The 18,191-nt window shown below is 72.9% G+C and carries 13 protein-coding genes and 2 pseudogenes; 12 read left to right on the top strand and 3 right to left on the bottom strand.

From position 1 onward, the window contains the following. The first annotated feature begins 99 nt into the window (after positions 1-99). The 4 genes from ACGFX4_RS14015 to ACGFX4_RS14000 all read left to right on the top strand — a co-directional run bounded on the left by ACGFX4_RS14015 (position 100) and on the right by ACGFX4_RS14000 (position 5,904). The gene (locus tag ACGFX4_RS14015; protein WP_393073024.1) at positions 100-1,704 is read left to right on the top strand and encodes a fibronectin type III domain-containing protein; all 1,605 of its coding nucleotides are present in this window, start codon (positions 100-102) and stop codon (positions 1,702-1,704) included. 11 nt (positions 1,705-1,715) lie between these two features. Then, positions 1,716-2,048: a YnfA family protein gene (locus ACGFX4_RS14010; protein WP_393073022.1), complete on the top strand. Its 333-nt coding sequence runs from the start codon at positions 1,716-1,718 to the stop codon at positions 2,046-2,048. A 213-nt stretch (positions 2,049-2,261) separates the two neighbouring features. Further along, on the top strand, positions 2,262-3,680 hold the full coding sequence (locus ACGFX4_RS14005) for an RICIN domain-containing protein (RefSeq protein ID WP_393073020.1): 1,419 nt from the start codon (positions 2,262-2,264) through the stop codon (positions 3,678-3,680). Positions 3,681-3,720: 40 nt separating this feature from the next. Further along, positions 3,721-5,904 carry an RICIN domain-containing protein gene (locus ACGFX4_RS14000; protein ID WP_393073018.1) on the top strand — a complete coding sequence of 728 codons (2,184 nt, stop codon included), beginning with the start codon at positions 3,721-3,723 and terminating at the stop codon, positions 5,902-5,904. Between the two features lie 49 nt (positions 5,905-5,953). Here ACGFX4_RS14000 and ACGFX4_RS13995 read toward each other — a convergent pair whose 3' ends face one another. Together ACGFX4_RS13995 and ACGFX4_RS13990 are read right to left on the bottom strand one after the other, a co-directional pair. Then, on the bottom strand, positions 5,954-6,463 hold the full coding sequence (locus ACGFX4_RS13995) for a hypothetical protein (RefSeq protein ID WP_393073016.1): 510 nt from the start codon (positions 6,461-6,463) through the stop codon (positions 5,954-5,956). A 100-nt stretch (positions 6,464-6,563) separates the two neighbouring features. Then, positions 6,564-7,775: a pyridoxal phosphate-dependent aminotransferase gene (locus ACGFX4_RS13990; protein ID WP_393073014.1), complete on the bottom strand. Its 1,212-nt coding sequence runs from the start codon at positions 7,773-7,775 to the stop codon at positions 6,564-6,566. A 101-nt stretch (positions 7,776-7,876) separates the two neighbouring features. On the opposite strand from ACGFX4_RS13990, the pseudogene ACGFX4_RS13985 reads away from it, so the two are divergent. The 5 genes and pseudogenes from ACGFX4_RS13985 to ACGFX4_RS13965 form a co-directional block, all read left to right on the top strand. Continuing rightward, a pseudogene (locus ACGFX4_RS13985) lies at positions 7,877-8,230 on the top strand (winged helix-turn-helix transcriptional regulator); the annotation flags it as partial. 97 nt (positions 8,231-8,327) lie between these two features. Next, positions 8,328-8,795, top strand: coding sequence for a DUF3291 domain-containing protein (locus ACGFX4_RS13980; protein WP_393073011.1), 468 nt, complete (start codon positions 8,328-8,330; stop codon positions 8,793-8,795). 182 nt (positions 8,796-8,977) lie between these two features. Further along, a complete protein-coding gene (locus tag ACGFX4_RS13975; RefSeq protein WP_393073009.1) occupies positions 8,978-9,916 on the top strand; it encodes a GNAT family N-acetyltransferase in 939 nt (312 codons plus the stop codon). Positions 9,917-10,024: 108 nt separating this feature from the next. After that, positions 10,025-10,822 (top strand): SGNH/GDSL hydrolase family protein, encoded by a 798-nt coding sequence (locus tag ACGFX4_RS13970; RefSeq protein WP_393073007.1) that lies wholly within the window; start codon positions 10,025-10,027, stop codon positions 10,820-10,822. Positions 10,823-10,983: 161 nt separating this feature from the next. Beyond that, positions 10,984-13,320 (top strand): Tex family protein, encoded by a 2,337-nt coding sequence (locus ACGFX4_RS13965; RefSeq protein WP_393073183.1) that lies wholly within the window; start codon positions 10,984-10,986, stop codon positions 13,318-13,320. A 79-nt stretch (positions 13,321-13,399) separates the two neighbouring features. Here ACGFX4_RS13965 and ACGFX4_RS13960 read toward each other — a convergent pair whose 3' ends face one another. Next, positions 13,400-13,960, bottom strand: coding sequence for an NUDIX hydrolase (locus ACGFX4_RS13960; RefSeq protein WP_393073005.1), 561 nt, complete (start codon positions 13,958-13,960; stop codon positions 13,400-13,402). Between the two features lie 104 nt (positions 13,961-14,064). Between ACGFX4_RS13960 and ACGFX4_RS13955 the strand changes: the two genes are divergently transcribed. From ACGFX4_RS13955 to ACGFX4_RS13945, 3 genes and pseudogenes are all read left to right on the top strand, one after another. Continuing rightward, positions 14,065-14,946 carry a hypothetical protein gene (locus ACGFX4_RS13955; protein WP_393073003.1) on the top strand — a complete coding sequence of 294 codons (882 nt, stop codon included), beginning with the start codon at positions 14,065-14,067 and terminating at the stop codon, positions 14,944-14,946. After that, the gene (locus ACGFX4_RS13950; RefSeq protein WP_393073001.1) at positions 14,943-16,325 is read left to right on the top strand and encodes a hypothetical protein; all 1,383 of its coding nucleotides are present in this window, start codon (positions 14,943-14,945) and stop codon (positions 16,323-16,325) included. Before ACGFX4_RS13955 ends, ACGFX4_RS13950 begins: the two co-directional genes overlap by 4 nt. Then, a pseudogene (locus tag ACGFX4_RS13945) lies at positions 16,322-18,186 on the top strand (AAA family ATPase). The gene ACGFX4_RS13950 and the pseudogene ACGFX4_RS13945 overlap by 4 nt, the downstream one beginning before the upstream one ends. The last annotated feature ends 5 nt before the right edge of the window (positions 18,187-18,191 follow it).

Raw genomic sequence — 18,191 nt, 5'->3', positions numbered from 1 at the left:
GAAGACATGGGGGAGTCTTGCGGTGCGCCAGACCGACACGACCGGGCCCGTTCACCGGACGTCCGGGTGCGGGCCACCGCGCGCTGGAACGCTCCGGCCATGGATATCCCACGCATGGGCGTGCCCGCGAGGCTCGCCGACCGGATGAGCACCGCGGAGCAGCACGAGTACCTGCGCAGCAGGCTCTCCCGGCGCACCCTGCTGCGCAGCGGCGCGGTGACGGTCTCCGCGCTGGCCGTCGGCGGGGTGCTCGGCAGCGGCACCGCCACGGCGGCCCCGGTCGACACCACGGCCGGGATCGACGGCGCGATGGTCGCCCCGATCGGCCGTCACCTCGCGTTCGGCGCCGAGCCGGACACCCAGATCCGGATCTCCTGGCAGGTGCCGGCGCCGGTGAAGAAGCCGTATCTCCGGATCGGCAGGCACCCCTGGGACCTCGGGCAGAAGATCGAGGCCGAGGTGCGGGCGCTGCACACCCCCGCGCTGACCTCGACCGGCACCCCGGTCGACCAGTACTACCTGCACGTCGCGGTGGACCGCCTGCAGCCCGACACCACGTACTACTACGGCGTCGGCCACCAGGGCTTCGACCCCGCCTCGCAGCAGGCGATCTCCACGCTGTCGACGTTCCGCACCGCGCCGTCCCGGCACGGGCGGCACAACCGGCCGTACCCGCCGTTCACCTTCACGGCCTTCGGCGACCAGGGCGTCAGCTCGCACGCGGCCGGCAACGACCACGTGATCCTGGCCCAGAACCCGGCCTTCCACCTGCACGCCGGCGACATCTGCTACGCCGACCCGATGGGCCAGGGCCAGGACGCCGACAAGGTCGCGTACACCGCCACCGCCTGGGACGCCTTCCTGGCGCAGACCGAGACGGTCGCCGCCAAGGTGCCGTGGATGGTCGCGTACGGCAACCACGACATCGAGGCCTGGTACTCGCCGCACGGCTACGGCGGCGACAACGCCCGCTTCTTCCTGCCCACCGACGGCCCGGACCCGCGCAACGCGCCCGGCGTCTACTCCTTCCGCTACGGCAACGTCGGCGTGGTGTCGCTGGACGCCAACGACGTCTCCTACGAGATCCCCGCCAACCTGGGCATCACCGCCGGACGGCAGACCGCCTGGCTGGACCGCAAGCTGCGCGAACTGCGGGCGGACGAGGGCATCGACTTCATCGTGGTGTTCTTCCACCACTGCGCCTTCTCCACCACCCACCAGCACGCCTCCGAGGGCGGTGTCCGCGAGGCGTGGGTGCCGCTGTTCGAGAAGCACCGGGTCGACCTGGTGATCAACGGCCACAACCACGTGTACGAGCGGACCGACGCGATCCTCGGCAACAAGGTCGCCAAGGCGGTGCCCAGCGGCGGGACGGTCGAGCCGGCCCGGGACGGCGTGGTGTACGTGACCGCGGGCGCGGCCGGCCGCAGCCTGTACAGCTTCGACGCGCCGGACAGCTACGAGGGCCACGAGCAGCGGGTCGACGAGGTCGCCACCTACCACTTCGCCAAGGGCGGGGTGAAGGTGCCCGAGACGGTGGAGTGGTCGCGGGTGCGCTACACCGGCTACTCCTTCATCAAGGTGGACGTCACCCCGGCCCACCCGGGCCGCACCGCGACCATGCGGGTCACCGCGCTGGCCGAGAACGGCACCCAGGTCGACCACTACACGGTGGCGCGCCGCGCGGGGGAGTGCGCCTCGTAAACTGCCTGCTCATGACCGTGCTGCGCTCCGCTCTGCTCTTCGTCCTTGCCGCTTTCCTGGAGATCGGCGGAGCGTGGTTGGTCTGGCAGGGCGTGCGCGAGCACCGGGGCTGGGCGTGGATCGGCGCGGGCGTGGTCGCGCTCGGCGCGTACGGCTTCGTCGCCACGCTCCAGCCGGACGCCGCCTTCGGCCGGGTGCTCGCCGCGTACGGCGGGGTGTTCGTGGCGGGCTCGCTGCTCTGGGGGGTCGTCGTGGACGGCTTCCGGCCCACCCGTTACGACGTGGTGGGTGCGCTGATCTGTCTGGCCGGGGTCGCCGTGATCATGTACGGCCCCCGCCGCTGACCCGCTGTTGCTGTCGCGCCCCCGTCGGCCCGTCCGGGCCGGTGGGGGCGTTCGGCGTTTCCGGGTCGTGACGCGAGGGTTGACGCGTCCTCAGCATCGACCCTAAGTTCAAGCCTCGCAATAAGGTTCAGACCAATTCCGGCGGCCGATGTGACGGCCCGTCGGCTGAACCGGCGTGCCCCCACGCGTCCCTGCTGCCAGAGGGAGTCCCCCATGCTCAGAAACGTTTCCCGCGCCCTCGCCGGCGCCGTCGCGCTACCCGTCGCGGTCGCCGGCCTGCTGCTCGCCGGCAGCTCACCGGCCGCCGCCGCGGCCAACCCCGGGCCCGGGTTCCCGGCGCACTACGCGGCGCCGTACATCGAGACCTGGAAGTCCCCGTCGGTGATGGCCGACGTCCGCAACGCGACCGGCCTGAAGTACTTCACCCTCGCGTTCGTGATCGCCGACGGCAGCTGCAACGCCACCTTCAACGGCAACACCCCGATCACCGACGCCGGTTGGACCGGCGCGGTGAACAGCCTGCGGGCGGCCGGCGGCGACGTGATCGCCTCCTTCGGCGGCGCGGCCGGCACCGAGCTGGCCCAGGCCTGCACCAGCGTCTCCGCGCTGCAGGCCCAGTACAAGCGGGTGGTCGACACCCTCAACCTCACCAGGATCGACCTGGACATCGAGGGCGGCGCGCTGAACGACACGGCCGCCAACGACCGCCGCAACCAGGCCCTGGCCGGCCTGCAGCAGAGCTACGCGGCGGCCGGCAGGAAGCTCGCCGTCAACTACACCCTGCCGGTCGACCCGGGCGGCCTGCTGCAGAACTCGCTCGACCTGCTGAACAACGCCAAGTCCCGTGGCCTGGACGTCAACCTGGTCAACATCATGACCATGGACTACGGCCCGGCGCTGGACATGGGCCAGGCCGCGATCGACGCCGCCAACAGCCTGCACACCCAGCTCGGCCGGATCTGGACCACCAAGACCTCCGACCAGCTGTGGGCGATGGAGGGCAACACCCCGATGATCGGGGTCAACGACACCACCGTCGAGGTGTTCACCACCGGCAACGCCACCACCCTGGAGAACTTCGCGGCGAGCCGCGGCATCCAGCAGCTCGCCTTCTGGGCGATCGGCCGGGACAAGGCCTGTGCCACCAACGGCACCCTCTCCGACTCCTGCAGCGGCACCCCGCAGTCCCAGTACCAGTTCAGCCGGATCTTCAACACGATCACCGGCGGCACCACGCCCCCGCAGCAGCGGACCGGCCGGATCACCGGCTACGGCGGCAAGTGCGTGGACGTGGCCGCGGCCTCCACCGCCAACGGCGCCGCGATCCAGCTGTACGACTGCAACGGCACCGCCGCGCAGACCTGGACGGTGGCCACCGACGGCTCGCTGCGCGCGCTCGGCAAGTGCATGGACATCACCGCGGCCGGCACCGCCAACGGCACCCAGGTGCAGCTCTACGACTGCAACGGCACCGGCGCCCAGAAGTGGCAGGCCGGCGCCAACAACACCCTGGTGAACCCGGCCTCCGGCCGCTGCCTGGACGCGACCGGTCCCAGCTCGGCCAACGGCACCCGGCTGCAGATCTGGGACTGCTTCGGCGCCGCCAACCAGCAGTGGAACCTCCCCGCGTGACCGGCGTGACCACCCACCCGCTGCCCCCCAGGAGTTCTCGATGAGTCCGACAGCCCGCAGGAGGGTCGTCCCGCTGAGCAGCGTGCTCGGCCTGCTCGCCACCACCGTCTCCGCGGTGGTCCTCACCCCCGCGTCCGCCGCCCACGCGGCCGTCCCCACCGGTTTCGTCACCGTGGTCGCCAAGAACAGCGGCAAGTGCGTGGACGCCGCCGCGGCCGGCACCGCCAACGGCACCGTCGTCCAGCAGTACGCGTGCAACGGCACCGGCGCGCAGAACTGGCAGTTCCAGGACGCCGGCGGCGGCTACGTCCGGGTCAACGCGCAGGGCGACCCCGGCAAGGTCTGGGACGTCACCGGCGTCTCCACCGCCGACGCCGCCAAGGTCCAGCTGTGGACCTACGGCGGAGGCGCCAACCAGCAGTGGCTGCCGGTGGCCGAGGCCGGCGGCACCTACCACCTGGTCAACCGCAACAGCGGCAAGTGCCTGGACGTCCCGTCCGCCTCCACCGCCGACGCGGTCCAGCTGCAGCAGTACACCTGCAACGGCACCACCGCGCAGTCCTTCACCCTCGGAGTCCAGAACGTGCCCGGTACACCGGACTTCGGGCCGAACGTGACGGTCTTCGACCCGTCGATGCCGGCGTCCAGCATCCAGGCCAAGCTCAACTCGGTCTTCTCCCAGCAGGAGTCCAACCAGTTCGGCACCGAGCGGCAGGCGCTGCTGTTCAAGCCCGGCAGCTACGCGGTCGACGCCAACGTCGGCTTCTACACCCAGGTCGCCGGCCTCGGCCTGTCGCCCGACGACGTCACCATCAACGGCGCGGTGCACGCCGAGGCCGACTGGTTCCAGGGCAACGCCACCCAGAACTTCTGGCGCTCCGCCGAGAACCTCTCGGTCAACCCGACCGGCGGGACCGACCGCTGGGCGGTCTCCCAGGCCGCGCCGTACCGCCGGATGCACGTCCGCGGCAACCTGCAGCTGGACGACGGCGGCTGGTCCAGCGGCGGCTTCATCGCCGACTCGAAGATCGACGGCCAGCTGCGCTCCGGCTCCCAGCAGCAGTGGCTCTCCCGCAACGCCCAGTGGGGCAGCTGGACCGGCTCCAACTGGAACATGGTCTTCGTCGGCGACGTGAACGCGCCCGCCAACACCTTCCCCAACCCGCCGTACACCACCGTCGGCCAGACCCCGGTGGTCCGCGAGAAGCCCTTCCTGTACGTGGACGGGGCCGGCGCCTGGCAGGTGTTCGTCCCGGCGCTGCGCAGCAACAGCAGCGGCGTCACCTGGGCCGGCACCCAGCCCGGCAGCTCGCTGCCGATCGACCGGTTCTACATCGCCAAGCCCGGTGCCACCGCCGCCGACCTCAACGCGGCCCTGGCGCAGGGCAAGAACCTGCTGATCACCCCGGGCGTCTACCACCTCGCGCAGACGCTGAACATCACCCGGCCCGACACCGTGGTGCTGGGCCTCGGCCTGGCCACGCTGATCCCGGACAACGGCGTCACCGCGGTGAACGTCGCCGACGTGGACGGCGTCAAGCTGGCCGGCCTGCTGATCGACGCCGGACCGGTCAACTCCCCGGTGCTGATGCAGATCGGCGCCGGCGGTTCGAGCGCCGACCACGCGGCCGACCCGACCTCGCTGCACGACGTGTTCTTCCGGATCGGCGGCGCCGGTGTCGGCAAGGCCACCCAGTCGCTGGTGGTCAACAGCAACAACGTGATCGGCGACCACCTGTGGATCTGGCGCGCCGACCACGGCAGCGGCGTCGGCTGGACGGCCAACACCGCCGCCAACGGCCTGATCGTGAACGGCCGTTCGGTCACCATGTACGGCCTGTTCGTGGAGCACTTCCAGCAGCACCAGGTGATCTGGAACGGCGAGAACGGCCGCACCTACTTCTTCCAGAACGAGATGCCCTACGACCCGCCGAACCAGGCGGCCTGGACGAACGGCTCCACCCGGGGCTACGCGGCCTACAAGGTCGCCGACTCGGTGGTCGACCACGAGGCCTGGGGCCTGGGCAGCTACTGCTACTTCAACGTCAACCCCGGCGTGGTGGCCGAGCACGCCTTCGAGGTGCCCAACCGGTCGACGGTGCGGTTCCACGACATGGTGACCGTCTCGCTGGGCGGCACCGGCACCATCAACCACGTGATCAACGGGACGGGCGGACCGTCCAACTCGTCGAGCAACGTGGCGAACCTGGTCGCCTACCCGTGACCGACCGGCGGCCGGGCCGGGACTCCAGGCCCGGCCCGGCCGCCGTGTCTCAGGCCGGCTCCCAGCGCCAGCCGTTGTTGTCCACGCACTTGATGGCCCGGCCGCTCGCGTCCGTCCCGTACACGCCGTGGTCGGAACTGCGGCAGTACTGGCCGGCCTTGTAGCAGTTGCCGGCGTTGGAGAGGGGGTGGCAGCCGCCGGCCTGCGGCTGGGTCGGCTGCGGGGCCTGGGTGGTGCGCGTCGGGGTGGGAGTCCTGGTCGCGGCGGCCGTCCGGGTCGGCGTGGCCGCCGGCGCGGCCTGCGCGGGGACCGCCGTCGCGGTGGGCGTCGGCGTCGGGGTGGGCGTCGGCGACGCGGTCGGAGTGGGCGACGGCGTCGCCGGCACCACCGGGGACGGGCTCGCGGGGGCGCTCGCGGCGGTGGTGGACGGCCGGGCCGGCGGCGGCGCGACGGGCTCCGGGTCGCAGGCGGTGGTGAACAGTGCCGCGGCCAGGGCAGCCCCGAGGAGGGCGGCCCTGACGGCTCGTGGCACGGCGCGGTCGGTGTGGTGGCGGGTCATGGCGGCTTTCGTCCGGGGACGGGATGCCGGTCATCCTGGCGAGTGCCGCCGCGGCGCACCGGCGGAGTGATCCAGTCGTTGCCCGCCGGTGACCGGACCGCTACTGGCGGTAGGTGGTGAGGAAGCGGCCGATCCGGCTGATCGCGGTCTCCAGGTCGTCCGCGCGGGGCAGCGTGACGAAGCGGAAGTGGTCCGGGCGGGGCCAGTTGAAGCCGGTGCCCTGGACGATGTGGATCTTCTCGCGGAGCAGCAGGTCCAGCACGAACCGCTCGTCGTCGACGATCTTGTGCACCGCCGGGTCGAGCCTGGCGAAGGCGTACAGCGCGCCCTTGGGCTTGACGCAGCTGACGCCCGGGATGTCGTTGAGCGCCCGCCAGGCGACGTCCCGCTGCTCGGTGAGCCGCCCGGTGGGCAGCACCAGGTCGTTGATCGACTGGTGGCCGCCGAGCGCGGCCTGGACGGCGTACTGGGCGGGCACGTTGGGGCACAGCCGCATGCCGGCCAGCATGGTCAGGCCCTCCAGGTAGTCCTTGGCGAGCTCCTTCGGGCCGGAGACCGCCAGCCAGCCGCTGCGGTAGCCGCACACCCGGTAGGACTTGGACAGGCCGTTGAAGGTGAGGGTGAGGACGTCGTCGGCGAGCGCCGCCAGGCAGTGGTGCTCGGCGCCGTCGTAGAGGATCTTGTCGTAGATCTCGTCGGCGAGCACCATCAGGCCGTGCCGGCGGGCGAGTTCGAGGATGCCCTCCAGGAGCTCCTTCGGGTAGACCGCGCCGGTCGGGTTGTTCGGGTTGATGACGACGATCGCCTTGGTGCGGTGGCTGATCTTGGCGGCGATGTCCTCCAGGTCCGGGTACCAGTCCGCCTCCTCGTCGCAGAGGTAGTGGACCGCCTTGCCGCCGGCCAGCCGGACCACGGCCGTCCAGAGCGGGAAGTCCGGCGCCGGGACGAGCACCTCGTCCCCGTCGTCGACCAGGGCCTGCACCGCCATCTGGATGAGCTCGGACGCGCCGTTGCCCATGTAGACGTCGTCCACGGTGACCCCGGCGACCCCGCGCTGCTGGTAGTACTGCACCACCGCGCGCCGGGCGGGCAGGATGCCGCGCGAGTCGCTGTACCCGTGCGCGTTGGGGAGGTTGCGGATGATGTCCTGGACGATCTCCTCGGGCGCCTCGAAGCCGAACGTCGCCGGGTTGCCGGTGTTCAGCCGGAGCACGCTGTGCCCGGCCTCCTCGAGGGCGTTGGCGGTGTCCACGACCGGGCCACGGATCTCGTAGCACACGTCCTTGAGCTTGCTGGACTGGCGGAACTCCATCAGGGGCCTCCCGGACCGGTCGCCGGGCCACCGCGGCCGGCAATGCTTTGTTCTACCAAGTAGTCGCTTGGAAAGTCCAACCTATTGGCTATGCTGACCGCATGCCACGCCGAAGCTACGACCAGTACTGCGCCGTCGCCCGCGCCCTGGACGCGGTGGGCGAGCGCTGGAGCCTGCTCATCGTCCGGGAGCTGCTCGGCGGTCCGCGCCGCTACACCGACCTGCACGCCGACCTGCCCGGCGTGTCCACCGACATCCTCGCCGCCCGGCTCAAGCAGCTGGAGAGCGAGGGCCTCGCCGAGCGGCACCGGATGGAGAAGCCCGCCAACGCCGTCCTCTACCGGCTGACCGACCGCGGCCTGGCCCTGCGCGGCGTCGTCGAGGCGCTCGCCGCCTGGGGCACGGACGAGCTCGGCGAGCCCCGGCCGACCGACGCGGTGCGCGGCCACTGGTACACCGGGCAGCCGGTGGCGGACGGCTGACCGCCGCCCGGGCGTCCCGGGTGGTGGACCGGGGGTGTCGCGCGGCGCGGCGCGTGGTTAGCGTCGCCGCATGACCACCGAACCCGCGTACCAGCTCGCCCAGATCAACATCGCCCGGATGCTCGCCCCGCTGGACAGCCCGCAACTCGCCGACTTCGTCGCCGCGTTGGAGCCGCTCAACGCCGCCGCCGACCGGGCCGAGGGCTTTGTGTGGCGGCTGGCCGACGGCGAGTACGGCGGCAACGCGACCGGCTCGCGGATCTACGGGGACGACTGGCTGCTCGTCAACATGTCGGTCTGGCGCGACCCCGGGACGCTGGAGGCGTACGTCTACAGCCCGGAGCACCGGCCGGTGCTCAAGCGGCGGCGCGAGTGGTTCGAGCGGCCGGCCGAGGCGATGACCGCGCTGTGGTGGGTGCCCGCCGGGCACCGGCCGACCGTCGCCGAGGCCGAGGTGCGGCTCGACCTGCTGCGGGCGAAGGGCCCCACCGCCGAGGCGTTCACGCTGAAGGACCGCTTCCCGGCGCCGGACGCCTGACCCGGGAAAACTGTTGATCCGTCAGCGCCGCTGTGGTTGAGTGACGCTCCGGCGCACGGAGCGCCGCAGGCCGCCGCGGGCGGAGGAAGGAGGCGTCGCGATGCATCCCGTTCACACCCCGGCGCCTCCGCGTACCGGCCGCTGAGCCGGCCCAGGCGCCTCCCGACTGCTCCGGAGGCAGCGTGTTCTTCCGTCCCACCGTCGAGTCCGACCTCGACGCCGTCCTCTCCGTCACCGTCACCGACCCGATCAGCTGGGCCGACCCCGAGCGGTACCGCCGCTTCCTGGACGCCGGCAGCTACCGGCCCGCGCACACCTGGATCGCCGAGGACGCCGACGGGCGGATGCTCGCCCGCGCCGTCTGGTGGACCTTCCCCGAGGGCGACCGCCCGCTCGCCCTGGACTGCATCTGGGTCGACGAGTCCGTCGCCGACCGGGTCGCCGTCGCCGCCGCGCTGCTGAGCGCCGCGCACCGGGCCTTCCCGGCCGGGAGCCTGCCCGAGTACCACCTCTTCCTTCCGCCGGGCTGGCGGCAGGACCCGGCCGTCGCCGCCGCGGTGCGCTGGCGGCAGGACGCCGCGGCGCGCGCCGGGCTCGGCGCCGAGCTGGAACGGCTGCGCTACGAGTGGACGCCGGAGCTCCCGGTGCCCGCCGACCGCGGCCTGGTCGAGTTCCGGGCCGAGCCCGACGACGCCGCGTTCGTCGAGGTGTTCCGGCGGGTCGCCGTCGGCAGCCTCGACGACGACACCCGGCGCGGCCTCGAACGGGCCGACGCGCAGGCGCAGGCCGAGGACACCCTGGCCGACTACCTGCGGATGCCCGGCGAGCGGGCCTGGTGGCGGCTCGCGTACACCCCGCAGGGCGAGGTCGCGGGCTTCGCCATCCCCTCCGCCAACCAGGGCGGCCCGGTGGTCGGCTACCTCGGCGTCGTCCCCGAGCAGCGCGGCCGCGGACTGGTCGACGACCTGCTCGGCGAGATCACCCGCTCCCACGCCGGCCGCGGCGCCCAGCGGATCGGGGCGGACACCGACTTCGGCAACGCCCCGATGGCCGCCGCCTTCGACCGGGCCGGCTACCGCAACTTCGGCGTCCGCCTGGTCCTCTCGGCGGCCGCGCACTGACCCGACGGCCGGCCGGGCCCTGACCCGCACCGGGCCGCGCGGGCCCGCCCTACCGAGGGGTAGGGCCCGCGCGGCCCGGATCGCGGGTGCGCGTACCATCGGTGGGCCATGGAGAACACACCCGCATCCCCCGTGTCCAGTTACGTCGCCGTCGGTGACTCCTTCACCGAGGGCATGTGCGACGACCTGCTGCCCGACGGCCAGTTCCGCGGCTGGGCCGACCGGGTCGCCGCCGCCCTCGCCGCCGAACGGCCCGGCCGGGAGTTCCGGTACGCGAACCTCGCGGTGCGCGGCAAGCTGATCGGCCAGATCTGCGAGGAGCAGGTCGGCACCGCCGCGACGATGGGCACCGACCTGGTCACCCTCGCCGGCGGGCTGAACGACGTGCTGCGGCCCGGCTGCGACGTCGACGACGTCGAGGAGCGCCTCGGCAAGGCCGCGGCGGCCCTGATCGCCGAGGGCCGGACCGTGGTGATGTTCACCAGCACCGACCCGACCCGCCGACTGCCCGGCTCCACCCGGCTGCTCCCGGCGATCCTGCGGATGAAGGCCTTCGTCGAGTCGATCGCCCGCGACAACCCCGGCCGCGTCGTGGTGGTCGACCTGTACACCGCGCCGTGCTTCGACGACCGCCGGATGTGGGCCGAGGACCGCCTGCACCTCTCGCCGGAAGGCCACCGCCGGGTCGCCGCCGCCGTCCTGGAGGCGCTCGGCCGACCCGCCGCCGAGGACTGGCGGGCCCCGCTCCCCACCGCCGCGCCGCGCGGCCGGGGCGAGAAGCTGCGCGACGACCTGCGCTGGCTGCGCCTGCACCTCGGCCCGTGGATCGGCCGCCGGCTGCGCGGCCGCTCCTCCGGCGACGGCCGCCCCGCCAAGCGGCCCGAACTGCTCCCGTACGAGGGCTGAACTGCTCCCGTACGAGGGCTGAACACACCCGTCCGCCGCGCGTCCGGCCGCCCGTCGTGCCGCCGCGCCCGGGATTCCGCCCGGCCCGACCGGTCGGTCCGGACCTGCCAGAATGGCGGAGTCCCGCGAGGAGAACCAGAGAAGGTGCCGGCTTCGTGACCATGCCAGTCGAACGCAAGATCGCCGATGAGCTGGGCGTCCGCGAAGGGCAGGTGAAGGCGGCCGTCGACCTGCTCGACGGCGGCTCCACCGTGCCGTTCATCGCCCGCTACCGCAAGGAGGCCACCGGCGCGCTCGACGACGCCCAACTGCGCACCCTGGAGGAGCGGCTGCGCTACCTCCGCGAGCTGGAGGACCGCCGGACCGCCGTCCTGGAGTCGATCGAGGCCCAGGGCAAACTGGACGACACGCTGCGCGCCCAGGTCCTCGCCGCGGACTCCAAGGCCCGCCTGGAGGACATCTACCTCCCGTTCAAGCCCAAGCGGCGCACCAAGGCGCAGATCGCCCGCGAGGCCGGCCTCGAACCGCTCGCCGACACCCTGCTCGCCGACCCCACCAAGGACCCGGCCGCGGTCGCCGGCGGCTACCTGAACGAGGCCGTCGCCGACACCGCCGCCGCCCTGGACGGCGCCCGCTCGATCCTGGTCGAGCGCTTCGGCGAGGACGCCGACCTGGTCGGCTCGCTGCGCGAGCGGATGTGGACCCGCGGCCGCCTGGTCGCCAAGGTGCGCGACGGCAAGGAGCAGGACGGCGCCAAGTTCGCCGACTACTTCGACTTCGCCGAGCCGTACACCAAGCTCCCCTCGCACCGCATCCTCGCCATGCTGCGCGGCGAGAAGGAGGAGGTCCTCGACCTCGAACTCTCCCCGCTGGACGGCTCCGAGGCCACCGACCTGCCCGGCGAGAACGACTACGAGCAGCGGATCGCCGCCCGCTTCGGCGTCGCCGACCGCGGCCGCCCCGGCGACAAGTGGCTGACCGACACCGTCCGTTGGGCCTGGCGCACCCGGATCCTGGTCCGGCTCGGCATCGACCAGCGCACCCGGCTGCGCTCCGAGGCCGAGGACGAGGCCGTCCGCGTCTTCGCCGCCAACCTGCGCGACCTGCTGCTCGCCGCCCCCGCCGGCACCCGCGCCACCATGGGCCTCGACCCGGGCTTCCGGACCGGCGTCAAGGTCGCGATCGTGGACGCCACCGGCAAGGTCGTCGCCCACGACACCGTCTACCCCCACCAGCCCGCCAACAAGTGGGACGCCGCGATCGCCACCCTGGCGGCCCTGGCCAAGAAGCACGACGTCGACCTGGTCGCCATCGGCAACGGCACCGCCTCGCGCGAGACCGACAAGCTCGCCGGCGACCTGATCACCCGTCACCCCGACCTGAAGCTCACCAAGGTGATGGTCAGCGAGGCCGGCGCGTCCGTCTACTCGGCGTCCGCGTTCGCCTCGCAGGAACTGCCCGGCCTGGACGTGTCGATCCGCGGCGCGGTCTCCATCGCCCGCCGACTGCAGGACCCGCTGGCCGAGCTGGTGAAGATCGACCCGAAGTCGATCGGCGTCGGCCAGTACCAGCACGACCTCAGCGAGGTGAAGCTCTCCCGCTCGCTGGACGCCGTCGTCGAGGACTGCGTCAACGCCGTCGGCGTGGACGTCAACACCGCGTCGGCGCCGCTGCTCACCCGGGTCTCCGGCATCACCGGCACGCTCGCCGACAACATCGTCGCGCACCGCGACGCCAACGGGCCGTTCCGCACCCGCAAGGCGCTCAAGGACGTGGCCCGGCTCGGCCCGAAGGCGTTCGAGCAGTGCGCGGGCTTCCTGCGCATCCCGGACGGCGACGACCCGCTGGACGCCTCCGCCGTGCACCCCGAGGCGTACCCCGTGGTGCGCCGGATCCTCGCCGCGACCGGCGGCGACCTGCGGACCCTGATCGGCAACGGAGCCGTCCTGCGGTCGCTGAAGCCCGCCGAGTTCGCCGACGACACCTTCGGCGTGCCCACCGTCACCGACATCCTCGGCGAGCTCGACAAGCCCGGCCGCGACCCGCGCCCCGCGTTCCAGACCGCGACCTTCAAGGAGGGCGTCGACAAGATCGGCGACCTGGAGGTCGGCATGGTGCTGGAAGGCGTCGTCACCAACGTGGCGGCGTTCGGCGCGTTCGTCGACATCGGCGTGCACCAGGACGGCCTGGTCCACGTGTCCGCGCTGTCGAAGAACTTCGTCAAGGACCCGCGCGAGGTCGTCAAGCCCGGCGACATCGTCAAGGTCCGGGTCACCACCGTCGACGTGCCGCGCAAGCGGATCGGGCTGACGCTGCGGCTCGACGACGACGTGAAGTCCGGCGGCGGCAACGGTGGTGGCGGCGGTGGCGAGCGGCGCGAGCGCGAGCGCGGGCAGCGCCCGCCGCGCCAGGACCGCCGCGGCGCCGGCGGCAACCAGCCGCCGGCGGCCAACAGCGCGATGGCGGACGCCCTGCGCCGGGCCGGCCTGACCAAGTAGCACGAACCGCCAGGGGCGCGTGGGACCGCGCGACCAGCCACCCGGTACCGGGACGGCCGGCCGCGCCGTCGCACGCGCCCTAGCGGTACTGCTCCACCGCGAGGTCCACGAGCTCGCCCCACCACCCGTCGGGGCCGCGCATCAGGAGCCGCTTGGCCTCCGCCGGCTCCATCGCGCGGACCTCCACGACCTGCTCGCCGTCCGCGGGGTTGGTCGGCGTGGAGTCGACCACGACCTCCGCCCAGCCCCACAGCCACGCCTTCTCGGGGTGCGGCTGCCACGGCTTGTACGGCACCGGGAGGTCGGTGACGGCGCGGTGCGCGCCGAGCCAGGTCGCCGGCCCGACCAGGCGGGCGCCCGCCTCCTCGCGCAACTCGCGTTCCAGGCAGGTCTCCACGGACTCGGCGGCCTCCCGGGTGCCGCCGGGCAGGAACCAGTGGCCGCGGGCGTCGTGGCACAGCACGACCAGCCCGTCGGTGAACCCCACCAGGTGGATGTTGGTGATCAGCCGGTCCGGTGGCAGCTCGGCGGAGAACTGGGCGTCGATGCCGCCCCAGGCCCAGCGCTGGGGTGCGTGCAGGATCGGGAACCGGGCTGCGAGGGCCGCGAGTTCCGCTGCTCTGTCCGTGGTGTCCGTCATTGATCGATCGTAGTGCCCGATGATCCCCGACGCCGGGATATTCGCTGTTCGGAGGTGGGGGGCGGGCTGGCATCATGTCGGCGGAGACTAGGGGGCAGGCAACCATGGCACTGGACGATCGGACCGCGACCGCCGTCGGCTTTCTGCTGCGGATGGCGGACGACGGGGTCGCCGAACGGGTCCGCACCCGGCTCGGCCTCGACGAGGGACGGGCCGCCGCCGGGGGCGTCGTCGACAACTCCTTCCGCGGCGAGGTGCGGCAGGCACCCGCGCAGGTCCGGCTGTGGCTGCTGCAGGCGGACGACCCGGAGGTCAACGCGACCCTGTTCGGCATGGGCCTGCTGCCCGCCGGCCTGGCCCGCGACGTGGTCGCCGGCGTGCCGTTCGGGCCCGGGGACGCCGGCCGGAGGATCGAGCGCAGCCCGTACGTCACCGCGGTCCGGCCGGACGACGAGCGGCTCGGCGAGGGTCTCGCCCTGCCCCGGATCCTGGACCGGCTGTACGGGGCGGTCACTCGAGGATCGCTGAAGCGGGCCCGGCGGGCGGCGCAGGAGGTGCGCACCGCGGACTGGCCCGGCGTCGCGGCGGCCCACGCCGAGCGGCCGCTGCCCGGGTACGCGCGCTGGGCGCTCGCCGAGCGCTTCGACTGTCCGCCCTCGCTGCGGACGGCCTTCGGCACGCACGCCAAGTTCACCCACCGGCTGCGGGAGGCCGGGATCGTCGAAGGCCTGGACGACCTGGTGACCGGGGTGGCACCGGCGATCACCGCGCTGCCGCTGCTGGACGTCCTGTACCGGGCGCAACCGCGCGTGGTGGACCGCAGCGCGGCGGCGGTCCGCCCCCTGGTGCACGAGCGGCTCGGCAGCCACGTCGAGGCCTGGGCGATCGTGGCGCAGCTCCTCCCCGAGTTCATCGGCACCACGGCCGAACTCGTCGACCTGGCCGCAGCCATCGCCGGCCCCGAGCCGGAGGGGTCGTCGGGATGAGCATGCACGTGGTCGACCTGACGGATCGGCGGGCCCTGGCGGAGTGGCGGCCCGCGCCGCCGGAGGTGGTGGCGCAGGCACGGCGGCTGAAGGAGGCGGCGCTGCTGGACTTCGGGTTGACCGAGTCCGCGGTGGCGTCGTGGCTGTACGCGAAGTGCCATCACCAGCTGCCGACCACGGCGGTGGAGACGGCGGCGGTGGTGGCGTCCGGCGACGGGACGTGCCTGCTGCTGTACAACCCGCGGTTCTTCGTGGAGATCGGCCTGGCGGGGGTGAAGTTCGTGCTGTTCCACGAGGCGCGGCACCTGTTGCAGCGGCACCTGTTCGCCGAGCCGGAGCTGCGGGCGGATCCGGTGTTCCGGGTGGCGACCGAGGTGTCGATCAACCACGTGGCGATGGTCCGGCTCGGCCGGTCCGGCCTGCCGGTGGTGGACGGCGAGCCGGTGGGGATCGACCCGCGGGAGATCCACGCCGGGTACGTCGTGGACCTGACCGCGCAGGGCCTGGACGCGCTGGCGTACCCGGATTTCGTGGCGACCGACCAGAGCGTGTACCGGGAGCTGCTGCGGATGACGGATCCGCCGGTGCCGGCCCACCGGTGCCTGCACCTGCTGCCGGGCGGCGTGCCCGCCGACCAGGAGACGGTCGACCGGATCGGGTCCTCGGTGCTGCTGAACACGCTGCTGGCGGCGCGCCGCGGCCAGGCCCTGGCGGAGCGCGAGCTGCTCGACCTGCTGGACCGGACGGACGGCGCGTCCGAGCGCGCGACCCGGCTGTGGGGCACGCTCGGCGCGGGCGCGCTGCGCGGCACCACCACGGCGACCCGCAAGGTCGACTGGTGGCAGCGCTGGCTGGTCGACGTGCTGGCGAGCAAGCTGTCCGAGGGCGAGCGGCTGGTCTACCCGAAGAAGCGCGGCGCCTTGCTGGCGGCGCTGGGGCAGCCGCCGACGCTGTCGCGGCGCGGGCCGGTGCGCACCAAGGTGCTGGTGGTCGCGTACGACACCTCGGGTTCGATGCCGGGCCACGTGGTCGAGTGGCTGACCGAGCTGGTCGGCCGGATCGACGGGGTGGAGGCGCACTGGCTGTCGTTCGACGGCGTGGTGATGCCGTTCCGGCCGGGCGAGCGGGTGTACGGCGGCGGCGGGACGAGTTTCCAGGCGGTCGCCGACCACGTGGAGGGCCGGACGCCGACCGCGGAGGGGCGGGTGTTCGAGGAACGCCCGGACGCGGTGGTCGTGCTCACCGACGGCTACGCCCCGCACATCACCCCCGCCGAGCCCGACAAGTGGATCTGGCTGATCACCGAGGGCGGCGACGACTGGCCCGACCACCACACCCCGCAGATGGCCTGCCACCGGGTCACCACAGGAGCATCATGACCACCACCACGCCCGCCGCCCGGACCTGGCGGCCGAGCGCCACCTACCCGGCTCCGCCGGAGGGCTGGACCGGCACCTCGCCGCTGGAGTCCTTCATCGACGCGATGATCGAGCTCGGCCAGACCGGCCAGGTCTTCGGCGAGCACGGCATCGGCAAGACGTCGACCTTCCATTCGCACCTGGCCGCGGCCTACCCGGACGCGGTGCTGGTGGTCGTCCCGGCGGCCAACCTGACCCCGGACGACCTGCTGGCCAACGCCCCGGTGCGGGATGAGGCCACCGGTGAACTGGTGCTGCGGCAGCTGGTGATGAGCCAGCTGAAGCCGGGCCGGCCGTTCGTGCTGCTGATCGACGACTCGCTGCAGGCGGGGGAGACGATCCAGTCGCAGCTGATGCAGATCGCCTGCAACTGGACGCTCGGCGGGTACGACCTGCGGGCGCTGGGCTGCATCGGGGTGTTCCTCACCGACAACGAGTCACTGGCGGAGACCAGCGCCCGGCGCAGCGACCTGGCGATCCTGGACCGGATGGTGACCCTGCGGATCACCGCCAACGACACCGCCTGGCGGCACCGGCTGGCTGCGGTCCACCGGGACTGGGACCTGTCCAAGGTGTTCCGGATCTGGGCGTCGCTCGACCCGGCGATGCGCGAACTGCTGTCGCCGCGCACCCTGGAGCACGTGCTGGCGATGGCGCGGGAGGGCTTCCCGCTGGTGTGGGGACTCCCGCTGGTCAACGGGGAGCGGATGCGGCTCGCCGAGCCGGGGAAGGACGGCAGGCCGGGCCGGGACCGGACCGGCGAGGTCCTCGACCGGATCGCGGCCGCCGTCGGCGTGCCCAATCCGGACCGGATCGCCGACCCGGTCCGCCGGCTGGTCGAGGCGGCGCTCGCCAACCGCTGGGCGGTCCTGCTGCAGGGCCCGCCCGGCTGCGGGAAGACCGAGCTGGTCCGGGAGCTGACCCGGGCGGCGCTGGGCCACGACGCGCTGTACTTCTCGATGCCGGTGACCAACGTCGAGGACCTCTGCGCGCCCGTCCCCACCCCGGACGGCGCGCTGGAGAACCTGCTCGCCGCCGACTTCACCGGTGCCGGGCCGAAGGCGATCATCTGGGACGAGTACAACCGGCCCAAGGACAAGGCGGCCTTCGCCAAGCTGATGGAGATCACCCAGGAGTGGTCGATCGCCGGCCGCCCGATCGAGGGACTGCGCGCCCAGATCGCCCTGCAGAACCCGCCGTACCACCTGGGCCGCAAGCTGCTGGTCGCCCGCAACAACATCGCCCAGGCGACTCGGTTCACCGCCTCGCTCACCGTCACCCCGGCGGACATCCCGGCCAACGAGTGGTGATCCGGCACTACGGCCGGGACGCCGAGACGGTGCTGGAGTGGTGGAAGAACGACCTCGACGAGGACGGCCGGGCGTGGATCACCAAGCGCACCATGGAGCGCCTGATCAAGCTCCACCGGCGCGGCCTGCCCCTGCAGTTGGGCACCGTCTACCTGGGCGACGGCGAGTACGCCCCGGTGCCGCTGACCGCGCTCACCGACCGGCTCGCCGGGAGGCAGGTCACCGGGCTGAAGGAGATCGCCCGCGACCTGGACGGCTGGCTCGCCCGGCTGCGCTCCGCCGCGGCGGCCGGGGCGGCCGGGGCCGGGGCCGGGTCGGAGGGCAACAACGACACCGACGTGGTCCACCAGGCGGTGGCCAACGCCGAGTTGAGCCAGTTGGAGAAGCACCGCAAGGCGGTGGCGGCGCTGGTCGCGCTGCTGCCGGCGAAGCTGCGCTCCACCTACCTGGTGGGTGCCTCCGCCGAGCAGCAGCGGTACTGGATGAAGGTGTTCGCGCAGATGAGGAGTTGACGGAG

It is taken from the genome of Kitasatospora sp. NPDC048365, assembly GCF_043200835.1.
In the GTDB taxonomy this organism is placed as follows: Bacteria; Actinomycetota; Actinomycetes; order Streptomycetales; family Streptomycetaceae; genus Kitasatospora; species Kitasatospora terrestris.
Note: the sequence above shows the minus strand (reverse complement) of the source record. Positions and strands in the feature narration are given on the sequence as shown.

Bases quoted from the DNA above. Each gene is read 5' to 3' on its own strand.
- ACGFX4_RS13990 (WP_393073014.1), bottom strand. From the start codon at position 7,775: ATGGAGTTCCGCCAGTCCAGCAAGCTCAAGGACGTGTGCTACGAGATC.
- ACGFX4_RS13955 (WP_393073003.1), top strand. From the start codon at position 14,065: ATGGCACTGGACGATCGGACCGCGACCGCCGTCGGCTTTCTGCTGCGG.
- ACGFX4_RS13960 (WP_393073005.1), bottom strand. From the start codon at position 13,960: ATGACGGACACCACGGACAGAGCAGCGGAACTCGCGGCCCTCGCAGCC.
- ACGFX4_RS14005 (WP_393073020.1), top strand. From the start codon at position 2,262: ATGCTCAGAAACGTTTCCCGCGCCCTCGCCGGCGCCGTCGCGCTACCC.
- ACGFX4_RS13980 (WP_393073011.1), top strand. From the start codon at position 8,328: ATGACCACCGAACCCGCGTACCAGCTCGCCCAGATCAACATCGCCCGG.
- ACGFX4_RS14015 (WP_393073024.1), top strand. From the start codon at position 100: ATGGATATCCCACGCATGGGCGTGCCCGCGAGGCTCGCCGACCGGATG.
- ACGFX4_RS13965 (WP_393073183.1), top strand. From the start codon at position 10,984: ATGCCAGTCGAACGCAAGATCGCCGATGAGCTGGGCGTCCGCGAAGGG.
- ACGFX4_RS13995 (WP_393073016.1), bottom strand. From the start codon at position 6,463: ATGACCCGCCACCACACCGACCGCGCCGTGCCACGAGCCGTCAGGGCC.
- ACGFX4_RS13950 (WP_393073001.1), top strand. From the start codon at position 14,943: ATGAGCATGCACGTGGTCGACCTGACGGATCGGCGGGCCCTGGCGGAG.
- ACGFX4_RS14010 (WP_393073022.1), top strand. From the start codon at position 1,716: ATGACCGTGCTGCGCTCCGCTCTGCTCTTCGTCCTTGCCGCTTTCCTG.
- ACGFX4_RS14000 (WP_393073018.1), top strand. From the start codon at position 3,721: ATGAGTCCGACAGCCCGCAGGAGGGTCGTCCCGCTGAGCAGCGTGCTC.
- ACGFX4_RS13970 (WP_393073007.1), top strand. From the start codon at position 10,025: ATGGAGAACACACCCGCATCCCCCGTGTCCAGTTACGTCGCCGTCGGT.